The sequence below is a fragment of the Pedobacter ginsengiterrae genome, from assembly GCF_039537385.1.
Classification (GTDB): Bacteria; Bacteroidota; Bacteroidia; order Sphingobacteriales; family Sphingobacteriaceae; genus Pedobacter; species Pedobacter ginsengiterrae.
In genome coordinates this window covers 332,653-356,399 of the sequence record NZ_BAABAK010000009.1, presented here as the reverse complement: position 1 = coordinate 356,399, position 23,747 = coordinate 332,653, and the positions used below count along the sequence as shown (strand labels likewise).

Here is a 23,747-nt window from a genome sequence, read left to right as displayed (position 1 = left end):
TTTTTTTGAACAAGGAGATTTTTATCATAACGCCAATTATAATAAGCCTAAGGTAAGCTTAAAACTTTATTTTCTCCTTCTATAACTACATTTTCTTGCTCAACCACGGCTTTGTATTCATACGAACCTTTAGGCAATTTAATTAAGTACAACTATCCAAAACGATTATCCTCAATTCGGCTACAAAAATTCGGGATTTGGCTACAAACAACGAATCGATTTTGCAGAATTTTGACTAATAAAATTTAAATAAAAATATTATGCTAACAAATTCAAATAAAGTGGCCTTAGTCACGGGAGCGAATACAGGTGTGGGCTTTCAGATCGCCAAGGCACTTGCAGAACATGGATATACGGTTTACATCGGAGCGAGGAATCTGGAAAAAGGGGAAGCTGCCGCCATCCAGATAGGTGGTAAAAGCAAGGCGATTCAGTTAGATATCACCGATACTTCATCTATAAGTTCGGCCGTGTTAGCCATAGATCGGGAAGTGGGATACCTATCCTTACTGGTTAATAATGCCGCCATCTCCACTGCAGGAATCCCTGGTCGCACCATGGAAGAGGTTCTTGCAGCGCAGCATGCGAGTATTGCTCCAATTGATGAAATGAAAACGGTTTGGGAAACGAACGTATTTGGAACCCTTGCCGTAACACAAGCATTTTTAGGCCTTTTACGAAAAGCTCCATCAGCAAGAATTGTAACCGTATCGAGTGCGCTTGGTTCGCTTAACCTGAACGCCAATCCAGCAAATCCTTATCGTTCTGCCTATGATGTGGTTTATGGGGCATCCAAAACAGCACTCAATGGTGTTTTCCTTTCTCTGGCCAATGAATTAGAAGGCAGCAGTATTAAAGTGAATCTGGTAAGTCCTGGTTTTACTGCAACTGCACTCAATAATTTCCAGGGAACAGATACCGTTGAGGAAGGCTCGGCTGAACCTATTAGAGTAGCTTTATCAGAAGATTTACCTAATGGAGTTTTTACAGGACCTGTAAGTTTTTCGGGCGCAGACCAAATTGTTCCATGGTAAAACAAGGCAGCTAAAACCTGCGCCTGGAAACAGTCGCAGGTTTTAGTATCTTTAAGAGATGAAAAATATGGAAGATAAATTATTACGTTTTATATCAATATCAGAAAGCCATAAAGCGTTTGGCCTTCCCAAACCGCAGCATCCGCTCATCAGCCTGATTCATTTCAATGAGGATAATCCTTTTAATACGGCTATGGCTCCGATATATGATGTTCTGAGTTTTTATAAGATCACTTTCATTACCCACAATAACGGGAGACTGAAGTACGGGCGGGACTATTATGATTATAATGAAGGCAGCATGTTATTTTTAGCGCCCAACCAGCTGGTAGGCAGCACAGACTATAACAGTAAAACCTATTGTTATATTCTGCTTATTCATCCCGACTTTTTATTGGGTCATCCTTTGGCAAATAAAATCAAGCAGTATGGTTATTTTGCCTATTCGGCCAATGAAGCACTCCATCTATCCGATCTTGAAAAAGAACGTGTACTATCGATCTACAGATTTATGGAAAAGGAGCTCAGCGGTCGGGTTGATGAATTTACACAGGAGGTAATGGTTGCTCAGATAGAACTGCTTTTAAGTTACGTTAACCGTTTCTACAAGCGCCAGTTCATTACCCGAAAAGCCGTTAACCATGATATATTGCAAAAGACAGAAGCAATATTGGACGAATATTTCAACAATCAGCATGCCCTGCATCAAGGCCTGCCCTCCGTTCAGTATCTTTCTGAACGACTTAACCTTTCACCAGGATATTTAAGTGATATGCTCCGTTCGCTCATCGGACAGAATGCACAGCAATATATCCATGAAAAACTGATCAGTAAAGCGAAAGAACGACTCACCATGACCAAGCTAACGGTATCAGAAATTGCTTACGAACTGGGTTTTGAACATTCTCAAAGCTTCAGTAAATTATTTAAAAGCAAAACCAATATTTCTCCAATGGAATTTAGGTCGAGCTTTAACTAGCTTGAAAATAAGAGAAGGATTTCAGTAAAAATTATCTGATAAATGCCTGATTGACGCTTAACTCACCTCCAGAACAGAAAGAATATTGCCCGAAGGATCCTTAAACCATGCAATGCTCGGTCCACCATTCCCTCTTGAAATGCCTTTTTCGTCTGTTTTTAATTGTTCATCATCATATTGTTCAAATACTACGCCTTTGTTGGTCAATTTATCTACGGCATCGTCAATATTATCAACAGGAAAATTAAGAACCGTAAAAGTTGCAGGCGTATGATTGGGCTTTGGGTAAACCATAAGATTCGATGAGCCTGAAACTTCAATTTCTATTATACCCATAGGATTATCTTTAACAGTTAAACCTAAAGTGTGCTCATAAAAATCTTTTGCTTTTGGAATGTCGTTTACTGCAAACGAACTAAACGCTTTTGAGTTTTTTAACATATTTTTAATTATTGATATTTTTAACTTTTCCAGGCATTAAGTAGGCGACGGATAACAATTATTTCTGCAACATGATAGGCATTATGGTCGGCAATCTGCAGTGCTTCCCTCAAAATATTCTGTCCGCTTCCATGTGGTATCTTTTCGAATAAATCTTTAGATTCAATTAATTCGATAAATGCTTTCAAATCAACATTAATCTGTTTCAGGCAGTTTTCCCACTCCGCTTCGCTTTTCGGTGCTGTTTCTTTTGGCCAGTAATCATCTGGCCATTTTGGAGATTTATGATTGCCATCTTTGCTAAATTCAAACATATCCCATTGGGCAATCCTGATGTGATCAACCAGTTGCCAAATACTATAGGGAAGCTTATGCGGCCGTTCGCCAAGTAAATTAAATGGCAAATTGGCAACAGCATCTTGCAAACCCACATGTGCTGTTCCACCGTTTAGTAATTTTGTTAATTCGGCTATTAATATTTCCTTGCTCTCCATCTCTTGCAAATAATTGGTCTATTATTAACAAACAATTATCCCTTAGGTTTTTTTCAAAACACAAATCATTTATATGTTCATTTATTTACATTTGGACATGACTTTCACTGAAAATTTTCCCATCCTTAAAAACTATACTTATTTAAATACGGCTTACTCAGGCTTGCTATCAACAGAAATTGCAAATTGGCGCAGACAGCACGATGAAAACTTTATAAACGAAGGAAGTATTTTCAGAGCAAACAATATGGAAATAATGGAAGAACTCAGAACAAACCTTTCATCCCGTTTTTCTGTGAAGCGTGAAAACACTTTTTTAACTTCGAATTTCTCTAATGGTTTTAATTCAATTTTAAATGGACTCGAAAAGAGCCATCGGTTCCTCCTGCTTCAGGAAGATTATCCGTCATTAAGTTATCCAGTTACCAGCAGAGGTTTCGAGTACCTGGAAATTCCGATTGATGTTAATCTTGAAGAAAACATTTTAACCGCTATTGAACAATTTAAGCCAACGGTTTTTGCTTTCAGCATGGTTCAATACATCAGCGGACTAAAAATGCAGAGCGATTTTATTAAGAAGCTGAAATCGAATTTTCCAGATTTAATTTTAATAGCCGATGGCACCCAGTTTCTGGGAACGGGCAACTTCAATTTTGAGCAATCGGGTTTAGATGTATTAGCAGGAAGTGGCTACAAATGGCTTGTAAGTGGCTATGGAAATGGCTACATTTTCTTATCTGATGCTGCCAAAAACAAAATTTATCAAAGCAAAAAAGAATTAACCTTGCCTAATGCGCCGTTTTGGAGTGGCCGAGATTACCTTTCGCTAACTTTAGAGCCTGGCCATTTAGATAGTTTAAGTTTGGGAACATTAAATCAAGGATTAAACTATCTTAAGGCTGTCGGTTTTGAAACTATTGAGCAAAATATCCTAAAACTAACTACTAAAGCAAGAGTTGTACTGCATAATAAGGGCTTGCTTCCCGATTGGATGATGGAAAGAAAAGAACAATCGTCAATTATGAGTTTGCCGCTCGAGCAGAAACTGGTGAACCGATTAAACGAGGAGAAAATTCTTGTTTCGCCAAGAGGAACAGGCACCAGGATCTCTTTCCATTTCTATAACACGGAAGATGATTTAAATCATTTACTGGAAGTTTTGGGCTAAGCTACTTTCCAAACTGCATCCACGAAATAATGTTGTTGATCTGAAAAGTATTGAACAACTTTAAACCCTGAAGCATTGGCGAGTTCTTCAATTTCCTGTTTTGAATATTTCTGAGAAATTTCCATCAGGATATATTCATCCTTCTCGAAATGAAAATCAGCATTACCGATAGTTACTTTTTGATTTTGCAGACTGATTAAGTAACTTTTGCAAGCACCGTTTTCAGGATTATAACTTGCATAATGTTCAAAGGCATTTGTATTAAAGTTACCATCGAGTTCTCGGTTTATACGGGTTAACAGGTTTAAATTAAATGCCCGTGTTATACCCGCTTTATCGCTGTAAGCATCTAATATTTTCTTAGGATTTTTCTTTAAATCAAAGCCAATAATTAATATATCATTTGGCGATAACAGATGTTTCAAACCTGCGCAAAAGGTTTGCGCTTCATCAATATCCATATTACCAATATTTGCCCCCATAAACAACACCACTTTTTTTCTGTCAGAAAGTTCAGTTGCTTTTTTCAGCATTTTAAAGTAATCGCCATTTAAACCTTCAAAATTAAGGGCTGGTAATTTTGCAGGCAAATTAAGTTCCAATTCAGAAATTACGTGTGCTGAAATATCAATTGGAAAATACTTAAAGTCGAGTTTTTTATCAATCAATGCCTTAAGTAAATGAATTGACTTTGTGGCATCGCCTGCACCAAGCTCAATCAAATCAAAAGCACTATCATCACCTGAAACGCTATCAGCGATTTCATTTGCCTGATGCTTCATAATTTCCATTTCAGCGTTGGTTAGGTAATATTCCTCCATATCCATAATCTGCTGAAAAATAACGTCTCCAGCTTCATCATAAAAGTATTTTGAATACATCCGCTTCGGTTCTGCATTTAAACCTTCTAAGGTTTCGTGAAGAAATTCTGTATTCGTTATCGCTGTTTTTTCGGTCGAAATCATCATAGAAATACTATTTGGCAAGGCGAATACCCGTGTATTGCCATCTTAAATGTGGATGAAAAAAATTCCTGTAAGTAATGCGACTATGTGCATCTGGCGTGGCTATTGATGCACCACGCAAAACTTTTTGATTAACCATAAATTTGCCATTGTATTCTCCAATGGCTCCTGGTGCCTTACTAAACCCAGGATATGGTAAATAAGCACTTTCAGTCCACTCCCATCGTTCGCCCCAACTAAAATGTTTAGCTGCAATTTCCCATTCAAATTCGGTGGGTAAACGCATTCCTTTCCAGCTCGCATAAGCATAAGCTTCGTAATAACTTACGTGGGTCACGGGCTGTTCAGGATTAACTGGTTTTAAACCATCAAGTGTATAATTGAGCCACTTACCATCAACCTGATGCCAGTACATTGGTGCCTCGATGTGGTTTGTTTTAACCCAGTCCCAACCTTCTGCATGCCAGAAGTTAAAATTACTATAACCTCCATTGTCTATAAATTCAATAAAATCACGGTTGGAAACCAGCGAATTACTGATTGAAAATTCATTTAAATAAACTTTATGTCGGTTCAGTTCATTATCAAAACAGAAATCTGACCCATCAAAACCAATTTCATAAATTCCTGCTTCAATATTTAAAAATTCAGCAGTATTAGTCGATGAATTTAGAATTTCAGATTTGTGCTCACTATAAATCGGAAATAGTGGGTTATTTCCCAGAATGAATTTGATATCGGTTAAAAGTAACTCCTGATGTTGTTGTTCATGATTAAAACCCAGAATCAACAATTCATAAACCTCGTTTTCAATTTCAGTTGATAAGAATTTTACCATGGCCTCATCAACATAGTTGCGGTACTGATAAATTTCATTTACACTTGGCCTGCTCAGATTGCCCCTATCGGTACGAATAACCCGATTGCCAACCGTTTCATAATAACTATTGAATACAAAGTTGTAGTCTTCGTTATAAACCTGGTAATTCCGGGAGAATGGCTTTAAAATAAAAGTTTCGAAAAACCAGGTGGTGTGGCCTAAATGCCATTTCGGCGGACTCACATCAGCAACAGGCTGAACGACATAATCTTCTGTTTGTAAAGGCTCGCAAAGTTGCTCGGAGTGTTTTCGGATGCTCAGGTATTTTTCAACAAGATTCATTAATTTTTATCGAGATAATTCTTAAGGTCTGTAATGGTATTAACATTTAGTTCGGCCGATTGTTTTTGCCTCATCATTAAAGCATAAGAATTGTTAAATCCAATTGGTTTTAGCCATTTAATTTTATATTTCTTTAGAAATTCTTCGCTTACGTAACGATAAGTTTCCTCTTTATTTGGCGAAAGCTTTGCAATTAATTTAGCATCAGGTTTTAAGATGGCTAATAATCCTGTTCCAGTATATTCAGGATAAAAATCAATTTGGTTATTTGATAGCGCATCGAAGCAAATTTTTGTACCGCCCAAACCTGTTTTGGTTTGCACCTGGTAATTTGTATTTCCCTGGATAAGCATTGTGTATATTTCGGCAAGAATATATTGCTCACCAAATATTTTCGACCCGATTTTAATGATTCCTTCATGGCCATTTTTAGACTTTTTATACAGACCGTTTTTAACTAGACAATCTTTGGCAACCTTAACTGGTGTTTGGTGCAGGTAATCGGTTCGGTAATTCAAATCTGTCATAACAGAATCTGTAATTTTACCAGCCAGTAGGTTCAGGGTTTCTTCCAGGCCCGGGAATTTTTCTAAAGAAGCCTGAAGCACAATAGGTGCTGCATAGTAAGGTGGAAAAATTCCCTTATCGTCTTTTAAAATTTTCAGACCAAAAGCTTTCAGTCTACCATCGGTCGAGTAACCGCTAATTACATCGAGTTCTTTTGAATAAGCTGCCTTGTACATTACCGCATCGCTGATGACTACAGTTTGAATTTTTAATCCATAAGCAGATTTCAACCCTAAATCGCCATCCTGCCTACCCATAAATTCTGGAGTAAAGCCAGCACGTAAACCAGAGCCATAAGCCGATGGAAGAATATAAAATGCACTGAGTATAATTATGGCAATTGGAAAAGCCATTAAAACCTTCCTAAGTTTTTTAAAATCTAATTTTTGGATGATGGAAAGTAATCCGTCTAAAATAATAGCCAGTAAAGCTGCAGGAATGGCGCCTGCCAAAATCATGTTTGTATTATTAAGTGAAATGCCACCAAAAATAAATTCGCCCAGACCGCCCGCTGCGATATAAGAGGCAAGCGTTGCCACCCCAACATTTATAACGGTAGCTGTTCGGATACCAGCAAGAATAACTGGCATTGACAAGGGAAGTTCGATTTTAAAAAGTATTTGGAATTTACTCATGCCCAAAGCCTTCGCGGCTTCAGTTATGTGCTTGTCGATCCCAATAATACCTGTATAAGTATTCCTGATGATGGGTAACAGGGCATAGATAAGGAGCGCAACAATAGCAGGTTTTGCCCCGATACCCAAAACCGGAATCATAAAACCTAGCAATGCAATGCTTGGAACGGTTTGCAAAACACCAGCTATCCCTAAAATGGTGCCAGATAATTTGCGCTTTCGGGCAATTAAAATGCCTAAGGGCAAACCTATTGCAATAGCGAGAAGCAGCGATATAAACGTTAGCCCAATATGTTGTAAGCTTTGATTGAGCAATTTATCCGATTCCATCGACATGAATTGCCACAGGCTTTGTTGCTCATTCATATTTACTGAAATTTTTGTATTGGTTAAAAGCTTTTGTTAAATCATCAAAGTTAGCAACTTTAACTTCGCCCTTATTATTGCGGAAATTTAGCTCAGCAACAGTACCCGAACGAAGTTTTTCCATGGCCTCCCAAATGCTTATATCTGCATTTAAGCCTTTGCTGTCATTACTTTTATGGTCAGAAAGATTTGCCCAAACATCTTTAACTCGAATAACCTTAAATTCCAGAGCCAGACGCTGACCATCTAAAAACTTTTCCGCAAAATCATTGGCTGGCTTAAAAAGCAATTCTTTTGGAGTGCCTATTTGCATGACTTTACCTTTATCCATTAAACAAATCCTATCGGCAAGTTCAAAGGCTTCGGGCACATCGTGTGTGACCATAACAATTGTTTTTCTGGTAAGCTCTTCCAGGTCTTTAAATTCTTGCTGAATACTGGTACGGGTAACATTATCAAGTGCACCAAATGGCTCATCCATGAGCAAAATCGAAGGATCGGCTACCAACGCTCTTGCAAGCCCTACCCTTTGTTGCTGTCCGCCACTAAGCTCATTCGGGTAAAAATGAAGAATGTTTTCTCGAAGGTGAAGTTTTTCAATTAGTTCATGAATCCTGTTTGCCGTTTTCTTTTTATCCCAGTTTAATAATTTTGGAACAACGGCAATATTTTCTTCAATAGTATAATGAGGAAAAAGACCAATATTTTGCATTACATATCCAATTCCTCTTCTAAGATTTTCGGCATTTTGTTGTATTACATCTTTTCCACTAATTGTAATATTTCCACTATCAGGCTCAATTAAACGATTAATCATTTTAAGCGTAGTTGTTTTACCACAACCGCTTGTACCAAGTAAAACCAGGTTTTCTCCAGTTGCAACGTTAAAAGAAATCCGATTTACAGCGATTGTATCACCGTACTTTTTAGTTACATCCTTGAGTTCTATCATGCTAATCTTCAATTTTCATAAAAAGATTGTTCAGCGATTCTGAATATGTTGGGTGGGCGAAAACGCAATAACGGATCTGGTCAAATGTTACTCCGCCTTCCATAGCCATTTGTAAAACAGACATAATTTCACCGCCTTCTGAAGCTAAAATCGCTGCACCTAATATTTTCCTGCTTTTCACATCAACAATTGCTTTCATTAAACCCCGCGTTTCACCAGTTTCTATTCCACGAGCTACAGACGACATTGGCAAAACAGCAACTTTATAATTGAGTTTCTTTTCTTTAGCTTCAGCTTCTGTAATTCCAATTCTACCCAATTGCGGGTCTGTAAACATGCAATATGGAATAGGCCGATCTGCTGTGCTGTAATTTGTACCTTCAATTAAATTTCGAAACACTATTGTATAATCATTGTACGCAATGTGGGTAAACGCTGGCCCGCCCTTTACATCACCCAATGCGTAGATTCCCTTCACATTGGTTTCCAGTTTATGGTTAACAACAATGTAACCCTTCTCATCGGTTTTTACACCACTTAACTCTAAACCTAAAGTTTCGGTTTGCGGTACTCTACCCACAGCAACTAAGATATGACTTGCCTTTATATTTTTCTTAATCTTTCCAGATTTTACTGTAGCTGTAATTTCATCTTTTTTTGTAGATGATATTTTATCCACCTGGGCGTTTGTAATGACTTCAATTTTTTCGTCTTCCAAAATTTCCGTCAAGGCTGCAGAAACATCCTTATCCTCTCTGGATAATATGGAAGCTGATTTTTCGAGGATGGTAACTTTGCTACCAAATCTGCTAAACATTTGACCAAATTCCAGCCCTATGTAATTACCACCAATTACCAGCAGATGTTCGGGCACTGTTTCCAAATCAAGGATACTGGTTGAAGTCAGGAAATCTGTTTCATTTAACCCTTCTATATCAGGTATAGCGGTTTTTGCTCCAGTGTTAATAAAAATCCAATTCGCGGTTATAACTTCTTCACCCCCATCATTTAAAGTGATAGTAATTTCTTTCTTCCCGCTAAATTTTGCCTCACCCATAAAAAGTTTTAAACCCTTGGTTGTTTCAATTCCTTTTTCTGATGAAGTTCTAAATTGCTTAACAATAGCATCTTTACGCTGTTTGACTTTTTTTAGATCAACCTTTACAGATCCAATTTTTACGCCAAGTGCTTCTGAATTGCCTGCCTGATACGCTGCCTTAGCTGATGCAACCATAGCTTTCGTCGGCGTACAGCCATCATTTATACAGGTACCACCAATTAATCGTTTTTCAACAATTGCAGTTTTTTTACCTGCCAAAGCAAGATTTTTAGCCAAAGGAACACCTGCTTGCCCTGCGCCGATAATTATTGCGTCAAAATGTTTCATCTCTTATAATTTAAAACCAGGAAGAAAAGACTTCCAAAACAATTAGATATAACTGTAATATTAATCCATTGTTTTACATTCATTCAGGAGAAACAGATTTATATGATGGAAGAATGTAATACGATGATGAATATAGATCAAAGGATTAAAAAAAATATATGAAAATCTCTCCGTTAAAATTAGCATTTGACAAACTAAAATAAAAGCATGTTCATTTGATCGCGTGCAACCTTTTATGATCCTGCTTCGTCTATTAGAAAAACTTTATACAATGAAAAAATGCTTCTTATTTTTAAGCCTATGCTTTGTTTTTTACAGTTCAGATGCGCAAAAGAAATCGTTTCCAAAAAGCCCTACAGAGGCTAGATTTATCACGAGCGACCTCAGCAATTTTTGGCAGGCTTTTGATAAAATTGGTACTAGTACGCAGAATCCGTTTGAAGAATACATCAAAAATGGAACTATTGGTCTGCAAGGATTTATCCCAAACCGAATTATGAGTGCCGATGAGCTGCTTAAAATGGTGATGGCCAGAAAGTCTGATTACTTAAAGACAAGAAATGTTGATAGCTTAATAAAAGCAAAGGAAAAATTGATAAAGCCCTATTTTTATGCGTTGGAATACTGGTATCCCGAAGCCGTATATCCACCAGTATATTTTGTTATGGGCCGATATAACAGCGGAGGAACAAGCTCGGCAAATGGTTTATTAATCGGAGCAGAAATGCTGACCAACCTAGACCACCTGGCAGAACTGGTTATACATGAGTCGGTACATTTTCAGCAAAAATTTCCGAATGGAGGCAATACTAATTTATTGCAGCAGTCTATAATTGAGGGCTCGGCTGATTTTATTGCGGAGTTGGTAACTGGTCTTAAAGGTAATCCGAAGGCAAATAATTATGGAAATGCCCATAAGGATGAATTATGTAGAGAATTCGCGGATTTAATGGACAAACAAAACTTTCAGGACTGGCTGTATGGCACAAGCGGAAAAGACAAAAGACCAAATGATCTTGGCTATTGGATGGGATACGAAATTGTAAAGTCTTATTTCGACCAACAATCAGATAAAAAGCAAGCTGTAAAAGAAATCTTAAATATTAAGGACTATAAGATTTTTTTAAGAAAAAGCGGGTACTTAAATGCCTATTATAAAGGTTAGATTTTTACCACCATTTAAATCATTTATCATTTGATCATCAATAAATTGCGATAATTGGGCATCTATGAAGTAGCCCAAGCTATAAGGGAATTTTGCAGTGGGGATTTTAGGGATAGTAGTTTTTACCCCCAGAAGCAATAGCCAGCTTGGGGATAATTCTCATTATTAAATTTAAAATAATAAATCTACGCCATTATTATACCATCCAAACATTATATTTGAACTTGTTGGTTGAAAATAAAAATGACGTTAGTAATAATATGCTCTAAACAAATTATTCTGGTAACTGTTGCCTTGCCTTCCTGCATTAGCACATTCAACCAAAATCCGCTTTGTATCCAAAGGGAATACAGTAGTAGTCGCACCAAAAACTCTTTGGAATATTCAAGTAGACCAGGCGACTATACCTATCTCTGCTTCGAAGATATTGAAGATGATTAAGTAAAATTTGAAAACAAATTGTTTAAAACATTGATATGAGCTTTGGCGAGAAGGTATTATTCTTTTTTAGTTTTTTAGGAGCATTTAATGCGTTCATTTTAGGCATTTATTTTCTCTTCTTTGCAACTAAGAAACATTTATCTAATTATCTTTTAGGAGCATTATTAGTCGTACTAAGTATTAGGATAGGAAAATCTGTTGTTTATTTTTTCGATAGTAGTTTGCCCCGAATCTATCTTCAACTTGGATTAACTGCATGTCTGTTTATCGGTCCCTTTTTGTATTTTTTCATAAAATCTGAAGTCAGAAAAATTAAAACATTACCTAGATTATGGTTATGGCAGCTTGTAGGTTGGTTGGCATTGATTGTAGCAATCGGCACTATTTATCCTTATCAGTATTTTGCTTCATTATGGTGGAACTACATCATTCCGCTCATCTACTTTCAATGGGGCATTTACATTGTTTCTTCAATATTTTTATTGTTGCCAATAGTAAAAAGATTATTTCATAAAGAAGAACTAAAGGCTTTTGAAAAGTGGATATTAACCATTTGCAGTGGAGTGTTGATCCTTTTTGTATCTTATGTCTGGGCCATCCTGAATATAACTAAGGGTAGCTATATTGGTGCAGCTGTATTCTTTTCTTCAATTCTTTACCTAGTTGTTTTTACATTACTGTACCGAAAAAAAACAAACGATCTGTCTACTTTCTCTGTTCAGAAATACACCGATAAAAAGCTGGATGATGAGGAATTGAAACAAATCATCTCGAAGCTAACCAAGGTAATGACAGAGCAGGAACTTTTTAAAAATCCAAACTTAAAAGTATCAGATCTGGCCAAAGCGATTAACATTTCTGGTCATCAACTTTCGCAAATTCTTAATGAAAGCATTGACAAGAATTTTACGCTTTTTATTAATGAGTACCGAATAAATGAAGCTTGTAAACTATTATTGAGCAAAACAAACCTTACCGTTGAAGCAGTAGCCGATGAAGTAGGATTTAATGCAAAATCTACTTTCTTTGCAGCATTTAAAAAAATGAAAGGCTCGACGCCCAGTGTTTACCAGCAGTTAAATACTCCAGATTTATAAAACCGTACTACTAAATTTAAATTACAAGACCCTGATCATAAAAGTACAGTGCAAATTTGAGCAACAAATAAAATTTCACTAATTATCAAAACACTTTTATGAAAAATGTAATCCTGACTATCATTGTAGTGGTCACCTTTTTTTTCTCTGCATTTCCCCAAAACCAGCCGACCGAAAGGCAATTAATAGAAAATACAATACAACGCTATTTCGATGGCTGGGCAACTGGAGATACGACTAAATTGGGCGGGGCAATGCATACTTCTTGTTATTTAAAGAACTATAATAACGGTAAATTTGTCACTTTTACCAGAAATCAGTATCTCAGCCTGTTCAAACTTCATGTGCGTACCAAAAATCTAAAAACACACATAGTTTCGATCGATATTACCAACAATATGGGCAGTGCAAAAGTAGAAATTAGCACCGAAAGAGATCTGTTTACGGATTATTTCAATCTGATGAAAACCAATGAAGGCTGGTTTATCGCTGATAAAGTTTCGACAAGAACGCCACATAAAACATTCGACGTGAATGCCATCCTGCCGAAAAAAGAAATTATCGTAGAAGGTTTCAAACGCCCTTGGAGTATCGCCTTTATATCAGAAGATGAAGCGATCATCTCGGAGAAAGAGGGTGATCTTGTAAAAATTAATCTCTTAACTAAAGAAAAGATAAAGATAAAAGGTTATCCAACCGACCTGGATGATAGCATTACTGGCTTTGGAGACAATACAGGTAAATTTGAAGTGTTGCTCGATCCTGATTTTAGAACCAATAAATATGTTTACTTATCATACGTTGCGCTAACGGCTAATGGTAGAACTACTAAAATTATCAGGGCTGTATTAGAAAATGAAACTTTACAACAAATCAAGGCACTCTTTGTTGCAGAACCTTATACAAAAGAGCGTTATCACTATGGAGGAGGAATGGTTTTTGGAAAAGATGGCAAATTATATTTTACCATTGGCGAAAGATTATTTTCTGAGCAGGATGAGCCTGCAATTCCCATTGCGCAGAATATTGAAGATAAAAGAGGAAAAATTTATCGAATTAACGCTGACGGAACGATTCCAAAAGATAATCCAGATTTTGGAAGCAAGGCAAGTCCAGGATTATACGCTATAGGAATCAGAGCGGCGCAGGGTATCACGCTTGACACAACGACCAATAAAATCTGGTTTACCGAACATGGTACACACCAGGGAGACGAAATTAATGTACTGAAGGCAAAAGCGAATTATGGTTGGCCTATGAAAACCACAGGGAAGTATCGTTATGCAGAATTTGCACCAAAACCTATCCCCGATAATAAGTATACAGACCCTGCATGGTCTTGGTTACAAACTGTGGCGCCTACTGGATTACATTTTTATTCAGGAAATGAGTTTGCAGCATGGAAACGAAACTTATTTGTTGCAGGGTTATCAAAAGGTAGCTTATGGCGCATGGTTATAGAAGGAGAAAATATAAAAAGCACGGAAGAGCTTTTTACAGATGATCGAGTAAGAATAAGAAAGGTTACGCAAAGCCCTATGGGGAAATTATACATTCTTACAGACGAACTGAACGGTAAGTTAGTAAGGATAAGAAATGTAGCTTTTTAAGTGGAAGATAATTAATGAAAGAAAGCCTTACATTTCTGTAAGGCTTTTTTGATTGTTCAAATTCAGCTCTTATTCAATATCTGAGAAATACATTCGGTCGGCAATGTCCAAATTAGCAACGAATTTATTCCTGATTTAAATAGACACGCGGAAAGAAAAACTAAAATGAAAGCATAAAGTGAGCCTGGAAGATCAATGAAATTAACGAAAGAAACAGAAAATTTAGTCCCAAAAGTTATTGATAAAAAGAAAAAAATCAGAGTGGAACGAGTTTATTAGAATCAATAATAAAAAAATACTAACGTATTAATTGGAACTAACGCATCTGAAACCTGTATGTTCAAGACTTGTATCAGTAGAGGTTTTCATTCTTGAAGTAACCCTGTAACCTTTACAATAGGATGCGTTGCACATAAATGATCCTCCGCGAACAATCTTTTTTGGTATTTTTGGCTCCATTGGATCATAACTATCTGGTGGACCAATTGGGTTGGTAGCTAATTCATCAGCCGCTTCATAATAATCTGAACGATACCAATCACTGCACCATTCCCAAACATTTCCAGCCATGTCGAACAACCCATAACCATTTGGTTTAAATCGTTTTGCGGGCGCAAGGCCTTCATAGCTATCCCAGTTAGTATTGCTTATCGGAAAACTTCCCTGCCATGTATTAGCTTTGGCAATACCTTTTTCAATATCCTCATTGCCCCAAGGGTATAAATTATCTTTTAAACTACCTCTTGCTGCATATTCCCATTCTGCTTCAGTTGGCAAACGCTTTCCAGTCCATTTGCAGTAAGCCATCGCATCATCCCAAGAAATATGAACAACTGGATAATTATCTTTTCCAGTAATATCAGTTTTTGGTCCGTGAGGATGCTGCCAATTAGCTCCTTTCACCCAACGCCACCATTGAGCAACGTTATCTAAACCATCAATGGATTGAGGTTGATAAAATACTAGTGAGGCGGCAACAAAAACACTATCTGGTGGCTTTGGGGTTCCTGCAGGAAGTTGTTTTTTCATTTCTTCCCAAACTGGCTTCCGTTCTGCAGTAGTTATATATCCCGTTGCATCCACAAATTTTTTAAATTCTGCATTTGTTACTTCACTAACATCCATCCAAAAAGAAGATAGCTTAACCTTGTGTTGTGGATACTCATCTTCATGCCCATCTTTATCGTTAGCTCCCATATTGAACGCTCCAGCTGGAATCAAAACCATGCCGCGATGACTAACTTTATTGGCAACAAAACTAGAGGTATCATTTAATACCCCAAACCGATCGGGAAGATTTTGCTGACAAGAGGCCAAAGAATCTTGAATAATTCTTGTTTCTATGTTGCTCTTTGAATTGGAGCATGCTAAAAAAAAGAGGGGCAGCAATGTTAATGTTAAATTTTTCAATTTGCTCATAGCTGAGATTGCCAATTTTTCAAACAGAACAAGTATTACGATAAAATAATAAATCCATTGTCGAAAAAATTAGTCTTTAATCGTCTGATATTCGTTAATGTCTGGATTTTATTTGTTTTAACATAAACTTGGATAAATCATCCGCTGCTTTATCGTTTTCGAAACTTTGTGGTAATCTTCCGTTGGTATATTCATTGTAAAGCCAAGGATCGCCAATGGCTAAAACAGTTCCCTTTCCATATTGAGAAATTACCATAGCAACCTCGCCCTTGGTAGTTTTTAAAATGGGTTTTGCTGTATGGCTAATGGAAATGGAAGAAGCATCTTTGATGAAAATCTTTTTGGAAGTTTTAAATATTTGGTTGCTTTTGATGTTTATTGCACCTTCTTCAAAATGAGCATCATCTACAACATGTAAAATTAAATCGTTATTAAATTTAAAGCCAAATTTTTCAGCTAAAGTATTAAAGTGCTCCAGATCTGCATTCGCTTTATCATTAGCTAAAAGTAAAAGAACGCCGCCACGTTTTACCCAGGCCGCTATTGCATTGGCATCCTCGGGGTTCATGTAGTTTGGTTTAGGATTATCTTTCAAGTTATCAGGATCTACAATGATGTAAACATCGCTTGGTGCCAATGTTTCTGCTGTTGGCTTTTGAAAAAGTACATTAAGTTCTTTTGCACCATTATTTTTAAAGTACGTCCCCAAAATAGAAAAACCAGTCATTTCCGTATCATTCCATAAGTAATGAAAGGGTTGAGTTTGCCCATCTGCGCCAAGCTTGGTTTCGCTGTTAAAATAATGATCTACTGTAACGGTTTGGCTTTGCGCATAGGTACTGATACTAATTATTGCAGCTGTGAAGATGAATTTTAAATAGGTTTTTGTCATGATTTGATTATGTGTAAATAAATTGGTCTAGCCTTCTTCAGAATCTAATTTGAGGAGATATTCGGTTGGCATACAACCATAATATTGTTTGAAAGCTGTTGAAAAATACGATGGAGAGTTAAACCCACACATGTAAGTAACCTGTGCCATGGTATAGCGCTTGCTTTGCATCAGTTCTACGGCCTTTTTAAATCTTATCGTTTTAATAAAATCTGTTGCTGATTCTCCAGTTATTGCCTTAAACTTTAAATAAAGATTAGATCTGCTCATGCCAATCTCGCGACTAAACTTTTCTACTGAAAAATCAGAATCGGATAAATGTTTCTCCACAATATCTATAGCTTCCTTAAGAAATTCCTCATCAAGAGTGTTGAAAGCCAGATTTTGTGGAACAACTTCCCTGGTGCCGCTATAATAATCTTTTAACCGTTTTCTGGCTCGCAACAGATTGGAAATTTTGGCGGCCAACATCTCTATTGAAAAAGGTTTTGTGATATAATCGTCAGCGCCCATTTCCAATCCTTTAATCTGCTGATCGATTTCTGATTTTGCTGTAAGTAACATCACAGGAATATGAGAGGTGTTAATGTTCTGCTTTACTCGTTTACAAAAATGCAGACCATCAAGCTCTGGCATCATCACATCGCTCACAATCAGATCAAAAGTTTGTTCTTCAAGCATTCTTAAAGCCATTAACCCATCAAATGCTACCGTAACCAGGTAATCTGTTTCAAAATATTCCCGCAAATAATCTAATATATCCTGGTTATCATCTACTAGTAATAAATGGCTTTTGTGTAAGCTATCCTTTTTAACACCTTCAAAGTCCTCTGGAATTTGTTCAGCATTTTGATCTGCGTCGCTCAATATCGCTTCAGGTACAATAGATAATTCATAAACTGGACTATCTCTTTTTGTGAAATCTCCATAGGCGGTATCTGAAGTTGGAATCGAAACCGTAAAAATACTTCCTCTACCGATTTCACTTTCGGCAGTAATAGATCCGTGATGAAGTTCAACCAGTCGTTTGGTAAAGGCCAGACCAACACCTGAGCCCAGGTTCATTTCCTGATTGTTAACCTGGTAAAAGCGTTCAAAAATTTTAGCAAGATCATCCTGACAGATTCCAACCCCAGAATCGCTGATTTTGATAATGGCATGATCCTCTGAAATGGATAAATCGATATTGATCAGATCTTCGTTTTTAGTGTATTTGAATGCATTGGAAAGCAGGTTGAATAATATTTTCTCCATTGCATCATGGTCAAAAAAGAAGGAAAGTTTAGCCTGGGTAGATCGGTAAGTATACTTGATGTTTTTTTGATCCGACAATGGCTTGAAGGATTCATATACCTCATGTATAAAACTCACAATATCGCCCCTTTCTACTTTCAAACGCCTTGTTCCCGTTTCCGTCTTTCTGAACTCAAAAAGTTGGTCGACCAGATTATATAACCGCTTGGCATTCGTGAGCATCATTTCATGGCGTTTAGTGACCGCTTTTTGCGCCATGGGTTTATTGATCATCTCTTCTAACGGAGCTAGGATTAATGTTAGCGGAGTTCTAAGTTCGTGCGAAACGTTCGTGAAAAAATCCATTTTCATCTGATTGATGTAGCGAACCTTTTCCTTATCTACACGCTCAAGTTTTAATTGGTGTAGTGCTCTAACACGTTCCGCAATCATTCTGTAAGCAACGTAACCTCCAACTACAACAAAAATTAATATTAAACTGTAAAACCACCAGGTGTTGTACCAGGGCGGCAGCACATTAATTTCCAAACTTCTTACCGCACTGGTTTCTCCATTAGGTCCAACGGCTTTGATTCTAAAATGGTATTTGCCTGCTTTTAGATTATTATAAACCACCTTCAAATCATCTGTTCGCTGCCAGTTTTCATCCACACCATCCAACATATAAAGATAATGAGTTCTATTAGCTGAGATGTAATTGAAGGCGTTAAAACGCACACTAAATTGCTTGAAATCAGATGCAATGGAAATCTTACTGGTTTGATCCAACGGATTTTCGAGTATCTCCGTTTCATCGCCAATGTTAACCATCCTGCCTAATGCCTCAAGTCCAGTAAAGGATACTTTTAATGGCAAGGATTGTTGTTTAATATTGGAAGGATAAAAATAAGATAAACCATTGATTCCCCCATAGAGTAGCATGCCATCCTTTGCCTTACAAAAGGCATAATCATTAAACTGGTTATTCTGCAATCCATCACTTTCATTAAATGTTTGTACTGATTTGCTAGATGGATTATAATGAATAAGACCTCGGTTGCTGGAAATCCATAGATTTCCTTCCTGATCGGATTCGATTCCATAAATAGTACCCGTTATGAAATCTTTCCGATTTCGATGCGTGATGAATGTTTGGCTTGATTCATCAAACAAACTTAAACCTTCCCTCGATCCAATCCATATTCGTTGATGATTATCTTCAGTGATACAGGTAATTACATCATCATTTAGTTGAGATTTCGAAGTATTTCCAAAGAGCATATTATCGGGATAAAGCAAGGTTACCCCATTGGTGGTACCGATCCAGATCCTGCGCTTACTATCTTCAAAAAGGTAAGTGATATCATCAGAGCTTAGTCTTTTACCAGCCTCATCCAAATGAATGTGAGAAAATATTCCCCTTTCTGTATCAAACTGATCAAGCCCTGATCGGGTTCCTACCCAAATTTTACCTTTATGGTCTTTTAACACACTGTATACCAAATCTCCAGCAATAGAATTTGGATCATTTTCATTGTGGAGATAACGCTTAACTGATCCTGTAGCTGGATTTAGAATATTCAATCCTCCGTTATGCGTTCCAATAAGCACTTGTTGACGGTTATCAAAAGCAATGGCTTTAATGTTGTTTGATGCCAATGAATTAGCATTTCGTTCATTGCTAGAGTAATAGCTGATGGAGTTATTTTTTCTATCCCAGTAATTCAGTCCCTTATCATTAGTACCAATCCAGAAGTTGCCTTTCTCATCCTGACTGATCGCACTAACCACCTCATCATTTAAGGATAATTTACCCGTGTTTTGGCTCAGCAGGTTAAATTTAATATCATTGCGATGGTAATAGTTTACACCGCCATAAAATGTACCTAACCAGATACCATTTTGTTTATCCTTGAAAAAACACCGCACCGAATTCTGGCTAATGGTGTAAGGTTGCGAAACCTGGTGGAAATAGTTATCAAATAGCCCCGAATTAGAATCAAGAATGGATAATCCTTTAAAAGTACCAAGCCAGATATTTCCATCGGTATCTTTACCCACACTCCGTATGTTATTATCGGCGATGCTATTCGAGCTGGCCTGATGTAAAAAACTTTGTTTTTGTCGTGTTTCAGGGTTGTATCGAATTAATCCTGCGCCTTCTGTAGCTACCCACCAAACATCGCCATCAAGATACACTTCATTTATAGATGCTTTTTCTGTACCGAGATCAATTTTTGATAATTGGTTCTTATTTCCCGACTTTTTAAAAAGCCCGACATCTGTTCCGATTAAAAGATCCTGTTTCCAATTGCCAATATAAGCTATTTTCTTAATCCCATAATTGAACGAATCAAAATTGATCTCAGTAAAACTTTTCGAACCTGCCGACAATTTAAAAACGCCTCCTACAACTGATGTTGCCCAAAGATTATGCTGCTTATCCTCGGTAATGGAAGAAACATACCACTCCCCTAAACTACGGGGCAGTTTATAATTAACAAACTCATCTTTTGCATAATCATATCGGCTTACCCCTTGATTACCACCTATCCACAAATTCCCAGTATGATCAACAAATAAAGTGCGGATATAATAAGATTGAAGGCTATTTACTTTACCCTTAACTGGTCGGTAGATTTTAAAACCCTTGCTGTCATAGCGATTAAGGCCATCTTGCGTACCCATCCAAATAAAGCCAAGGGTATCTTGTTTTATCGAGAAAACTGTACTTTGAGAAAGCCCCTTACTCACTGAAATATTCCTGAAATGGCGGTCAGTGACTTGAGCCTCCGCATGGGCAGTCATCAAAATAAAGCCAAGCACTAAAATGGCATTTATCCACATGAAATGGAACCAATTTGCAGCTTTTTGTATTATTGATAACTTCTTTTGAACCATGATCATTTAAATAACCTAAGGATTAACTCAAGATAAGTATTTTATACTTTTACTTAATAGGATAAAATTAGTTATTCCTGAAGCTAAACACTTTAAATTTTGATTAAAAAACTTTCAATAATGATCAATTCAAAACCGTTAATTGGCTTTATCATATTTTAAAACATCAGGTAGCTCATCCACCGCTTCCTTTTTGATAAGCTTCCCATCGATCATTTCGAGCAGAACAGAACTTCCCTTCAGGTTTGAAATAAAGGTTTTCCCCTGAAATTTGACTGGCAAATCACCATAAGTAAATAACGATTTGCTTTTCGACCCATCTATTATTAATGCAGCTCCTTTGTTACCGTTTAATTGAGCCTTAATATTCCACTCTCCAACCTTCACTTCACAAATTCCTTCGTTATCGTTCGGTATTTTTACTACTTCAACCGCACCTGTTTTAATTTGTATGATGGTTAGAAACCTAAAATTCTTAGATGGTAAAGACGTAATGCCAGCATGCCACTGATTTTTGAAATCTTTGATTTTGCCCTCATCATCAGTTACCTTATTCCAGTTTTCTGCAGGTTCGGAAAATTGATTATGGACGACCAAGCTAATTGGGGTGTAGGCAAAAACCGTTGCTAAACTGCTTAGGGAGTCATTTTCAGTAATGAAATCCTTTCGATTAACTGAATTTGAAATCGATGCTAGAATCTTACTGTACGGTGCATGAAATTGAGTGGTCCATTTTACAGGTTTGTTTGCTGATAATTCATCATAGAGCACAACATATTCGCCAGCAAGCTGAAGCACGTGTCGGCGATACAAGGTTACACCAGATTCACCATAAACATTTCCTTTATTTGGCTGAGCCTTGATCTGATCAAAGCGGTTTAACCAAAATTCACTTTGAATCTTTCCGTAGGCATTGCTAGCATCCCCCAAAGCGTATTGAATATGGTTACCGCTGAGTGATCGAGGTATCCAACCATAACCTTCTTCACCAATTTTTTGACTGATGCTATCGGCTAAAATTGTAGAATATGCCCTGGAACTTCTATAATAGAAAAGGTTATGCTTATCGCTAAAATTGCTGTAATAACCACTTCCACCAAAAAGTACTTTACCTTTATAATTTATGGTAAAAGCATTTTGTGATGCATGTCCATGACCTGATGCGCCAAAAGGACTGCTTAACAAATAACTGCTTAAACTACGGCTGGCATCAGCAAGATTTTCATGCATGGCAACAACACCTACATCGCTGAATGTCCTGGCTTTGGATAAATCGTCAAAAGATTTTGTAGCGATCTTGCGGTCTGGCTTGTAATTTAAAAGTCTAAACAGCAGATAATCATCGGTTCCTCTAAAATATTCAGGATTATCGGCTTTTATCTTCGCTACATAATTGTTTAGATAGGGATTATTTACTTTAAGACTTAGTGCATCTGCAAACCAAGCTTCGCCTTTCACAATGTATGGAATGTTTTCCCACATATCACCCGTTGCGGTCGATGCGGAACCATTTGGATGGGTATAAATCAGGTAATAGGGTAAGTTTTGCATCCAGGGGAGCTTAAAATAATCTACTCCACTAAAATCACCAAACATTTGCGACAGGTAAATGATGGATTTGAAGTTGACCCTAAAATACCCATTTCCTTCATGCCAGCCACCATCCGTAGTGCCTAAAACTGGGAACCTGGCCGACCAGACCTCATACATATAAGTCAACCATTCTTTTGCCTCGGGTACTTCATTGATTACTGAAACTGTTGCAATTGCAAGGTTCCTTAAAGTAATTTGCCAAACATGATTATCGCTCACATGAAGCTCAAAACGGTTTGGAAGATGATCATAAACCCTTTTTGCCCTTAGTGTAATGATATTTTTTAAGCGGAGCCTTTCTTCTTGATTTAAATAATCATAACCTGCATCATAAAACCAGCCTAAAGCTTCCAGCACTGCGCCACTGGTAAAATCATCGCCAGTAGCCAACCCATTCGGATTCATGTTGGCAATATTCAAGGCCCTTCTTTTTGCATCCAGAATAAAACGTTTGTCTTTGGTTAACTGGAAGGCAATACAAAGATTTCTAACTGGTGTGCCTACCGCATCACCAAACCCGTGGTACATACGTTCGATAATAATCTTTTTTTCCAAAGGCGTTTTACCTGTGGTATCAATAATTCTTTGAGGTTTTTCAACAGGAAGCGGCTCCAACATCAATTTTTCAGCAAATGCAATAAACTTTTTAGCTTCAGGATTATGGAGATTTCTATTGTAAAAATCTTCCCCAATCTGGTTCATGTTCCATAATAATGGATGTGACCCTTCATTTCGTTTTAGCACGGTTTCTATTGGTGGAGAAACTTGTAAACTGGCGTATTTGGGATCTATTAAAAAGTTGTAGGTTTCAGACCAAATCCAATTATTGCTATTTTTAAGTGTGTAGCCGTATTTCCAATACCATTTACCAGGTTTTAAAGCCTGATGCAGTGGATAAACTGCCCAACGCTGTTCTTTACCCGATATTACGTTGCTTTTGAAATTTGGATCAGTAGCAAGCATGACCTTATACTTTACATTTCCGATATTGGGATCTTCTGGAACCTCGCTGCCACTTTCCATAGGCAAAACCCTGGTTTTACCGTTAGTGCCTGGCCATAATAAGGCCAGAGCATTGGTTGGAACCGTTATACCATTAGCTGGATATGGCCACTCCCGTACTCGGGCATGAAGTTTTGCTTCATTAACTTGTTTTACACCAAACTGCTGTGCGAAGGAGTTAATCGAGAGCAAGGAAATAAAAACTGCTATAAAAATTTTCATTATAATATATTGAGATACTTTA

The 23,747-nt window shown here is 37.2% G+C and carries 18 protein-coding genes; 7 read left to right on the top strand and 11 right to left on the bottom strand.

What is annotated here, in order from left to right; all coding sequences use genetic code 11:
- Positions 1 to 260: 260 nt before the first annotated feature.
- Positions 261 to 1,034: an SDR family NAD(P)-dependent oxidoreductase gene (locus tag ABD692_RS09355; RefSeq protein WP_316757143.1), complete on the top strand. Its 774-nt coding sequence runs from the start codon at positions 261 to 263 to the stop codon at positions 1,032 to 1,034.
- Positions 1,035 to 1,101: 67 nt separating this feature from the next.
- Positions 1,102 to 2,013 carry a helix-turn-helix domain-containing protein gene (locus tag ABD692_RS09350; protein WP_344766501.1) on the top strand — a complete coding sequence of 304 codons (912 nt, stop codon included), beginning with the start codon at positions 1,102 to 1,104 and terminating at the stop codon, positions 2,011 to 2,013.
- 57 nt (positions 2,014 to 2,070) lie between these two features.
- Here the strand turns inward: ABD692_RS09350 and ABD692_RS09345 are convergent, their stop codons facing one another.
- A complete protein-coding gene (locus ABD692_RS09345) occupies positions 2,071 to 2,454 on the bottom strand; it encodes a VOC family protein (RefSeq protein ID WP_344766499.1) in 384 nt (127 codons plus the stop codon).
- Between the two features lie 20 nt (positions 2,455 to 2,474).
- The gene (locus tag ABD692_RS09340) at positions 2,475 to 2,948 is read right to left on the bottom strand and encodes a DinB family protein (RefSeq protein WP_344766497.1); all 474 of its coding nucleotides are present in this window, start codon (positions 2,946 to 2,948) and stop codon (positions 2,475 to 2,477) included.
- A 73-nt stretch (positions 2,949 to 3,021) separates the two neighbouring features.
- On the opposite strand from ABD692_RS09340, the gene ABD692_RS09335 reads away from it, so the two are divergent.
- Positions 3,022 to 4,116, top strand: a complete 1,095-nt coding sequence (locus ABD692_RS09335) for an aminotransferase class V-fold PLP-dependent enzyme (RefSeq protein ID WP_344766494.1) — start codon at positions 3,022 to 3,024, stop codon at positions 4,114 to 4,116.
- Here the strand turns inward: ABD692_RS09335 and ABD692_RS09330 are convergent.
- Genes ABD692_RS09330 through ABD692_RS09310 form a run of 5 tightly spaced genes read right to left on the bottom strand, consistent with a single transcriptional unit; the run spans position 4,113 to position 10,150 of the window.
- Entirely contained in the window at positions 4,113 to 5,084 is a 972-nt protein-coding gene (locus tag ABD692_RS09330; protein ID WP_344766492.1) for an L-histidine N(alpha)-methyltransferase, read from the bottom strand. The genes ABD692_RS09335 and ABD692_RS09330 overlap by 4 nt on opposite strands.
- 7 nt (positions 5,085 to 5,091) lie before the next feature.
- A complete protein-coding gene (gene egtB, locus ABD692_RS09325; protein WP_344766490.1) occupies positions 5,092 to 6,243 on the bottom strand; it encodes an ergothioneine biosynthesis protein EgtB in 1,152 nt (383 codons plus the stop codon).
- Entirely contained in the window at positions 6,243 to 7,811 is a 1,569-nt protein-coding gene (locus tag ABD692_RS09320) for an ABC transporter permease/substrate-binding protein (protein WP_344766488.1), read from the bottom strand. Before ABD692_RS09320 ends, egtB begins: the two co-directional genes overlap by 1 nt.
- Positions 7,804 to 8,763, bottom strand: coding sequence for an ABC transporter ATP-binding protein (locus tag ABD692_RS09315; protein WP_344766486.1), 960 nt, complete (start codon positions 8,761 to 8,763; stop codon positions 7,804 to 7,806). The genes ABD692_RS09320 and ABD692_RS09315 overlap by 8 nt, the downstream gene beginning before the upstream one ends.
- A 1-nt stretch (position 8,764) precedes the next feature.
- Positions 8,765 to 10,150 carry a mercuric reductase gene (locus ABD692_RS09310; protein WP_344766484.1) on the bottom strand — a complete coding sequence of 462 codons (1,386 nt, stop codon included), beginning with the start codon at positions 10,148 to 10,150 and terminating at the stop codon, positions 8,765 to 8,767.
- A gap of 271 nt (positions 10,151 to 10,421) precedes the next feature.
- On the opposite strand from ABD692_RS09310, the gene ABD692_RS09305 reads away from it, so the two are divergent.
- The 4 genes from ABD692_RS09305 (at position 10,422) to ABD692_RS09290 (ending at position 14,463) form a co-directional block, all read left to right on the top strand.
- Positions 10,422 to 11,315 carry a DUF2268 domain-containing putative Zn-dependent protease gene (locus ABD692_RS09305; protein WP_344766482.1) on the top strand — a complete coding sequence of 298 codons (894 nt, stop codon included), beginning with the start codon at positions 10,422 to 10,424 and terminating at the stop codon, positions 11,313 to 11,315.
- 243 nt (positions 11,316 to 11,558) lie between these two features.
- The gene (locus ABD692_RS09300) at positions 11,559 to 11,756 is read left to right on the top strand and encodes a hypothetical protein (RefSeq protein ID WP_344766480.1); all 198 of its coding nucleotides are present in this window, start codon (positions 11,559 to 11,561) and stop codon (positions 11,754 to 11,756) included.
- A gap of 35 nt (positions 11,757 to 11,791) precedes the next feature.
- Positions 11,792 to 12,853 (top strand): helix-turn-helix domain-containing protein, encoded by a 1,062-nt coding sequence (locus ABD692_RS09295; protein WP_344766478.1) that lies wholly within the window; start codon positions 11,792 to 11,794, stop codon positions 12,851 to 12,853.
- A 98-nt stretch (positions 12,854 to 12,951) separates the two neighbouring features.
- Positions 12,952 to 14,463 (top strand): PQQ-dependent sugar dehydrogenase, encoded by a 1,512-nt coding sequence (locus tag ABD692_RS09290; RefSeq protein ID WP_344766476.1) that lies wholly within the window; start codon positions 12,952 to 12,954, stop codon positions 14,461 to 14,463.
- 306 nt (positions 14,464 to 14,769) lie between these two features.
- Here the strand turns inward: ABD692_RS09290 and ABD692_RS09285 are convergent, their stop codons facing one another.
- From ABD692_RS09285 to ABD692_RS09270, 4 genes are all read right to left on the bottom strand, one after another.
- Positions 14,770 to 15,882: a formylglycine-generating enzyme family protein gene (locus tag ABD692_RS09285; protein WP_344766474.1), complete on the bottom strand. Its 1,113-nt coding sequence runs from the start codon at positions 15,880 to 15,882 to the stop codon at positions 14,770 to 14,772.
- Between the two features lie 94 nt (positions 15,883 to 15,976).
- Positions 15,977 to 16,774 carry a DUF4350 domain-containing protein gene (locus tag ABD692_RS09280; protein ID WP_344766472.1) on the bottom strand — a complete coding sequence of 266 codons (798 nt, stop codon included), beginning with the start codon at positions 16,772 to 16,774 and terminating at the stop codon, positions 15,977 to 15,979.
- Positions 16,775 to 16,801: 27 nt separating this feature from the next.
- Positions 16,802 to 20,908, bottom strand: coding sequence for a hybrid sensor histidine kinase/response regulator transcription factor (locus ABD692_RS09275; RefSeq protein ID WP_344766470.1), 4,107 nt, complete (start codon positions 20,906 to 20,908; stop codon positions 16,802 to 16,804).
- A gap of 138 nt (positions 20,909 to 21,046) precedes the next feature.
- Positions 21,047 to 23,725: a DUF4962 domain-containing protein gene (locus ABD692_RS09270; protein ID WP_344766468.1), complete on the bottom strand. Its 2,679-nt coding sequence runs from the start codon at positions 23,723 to 23,725 to the stop codon at positions 21,047 to 21,049.
- Between the last annotated feature and the right edge of the window lie 22 nt (positions 23,726 to 23,747).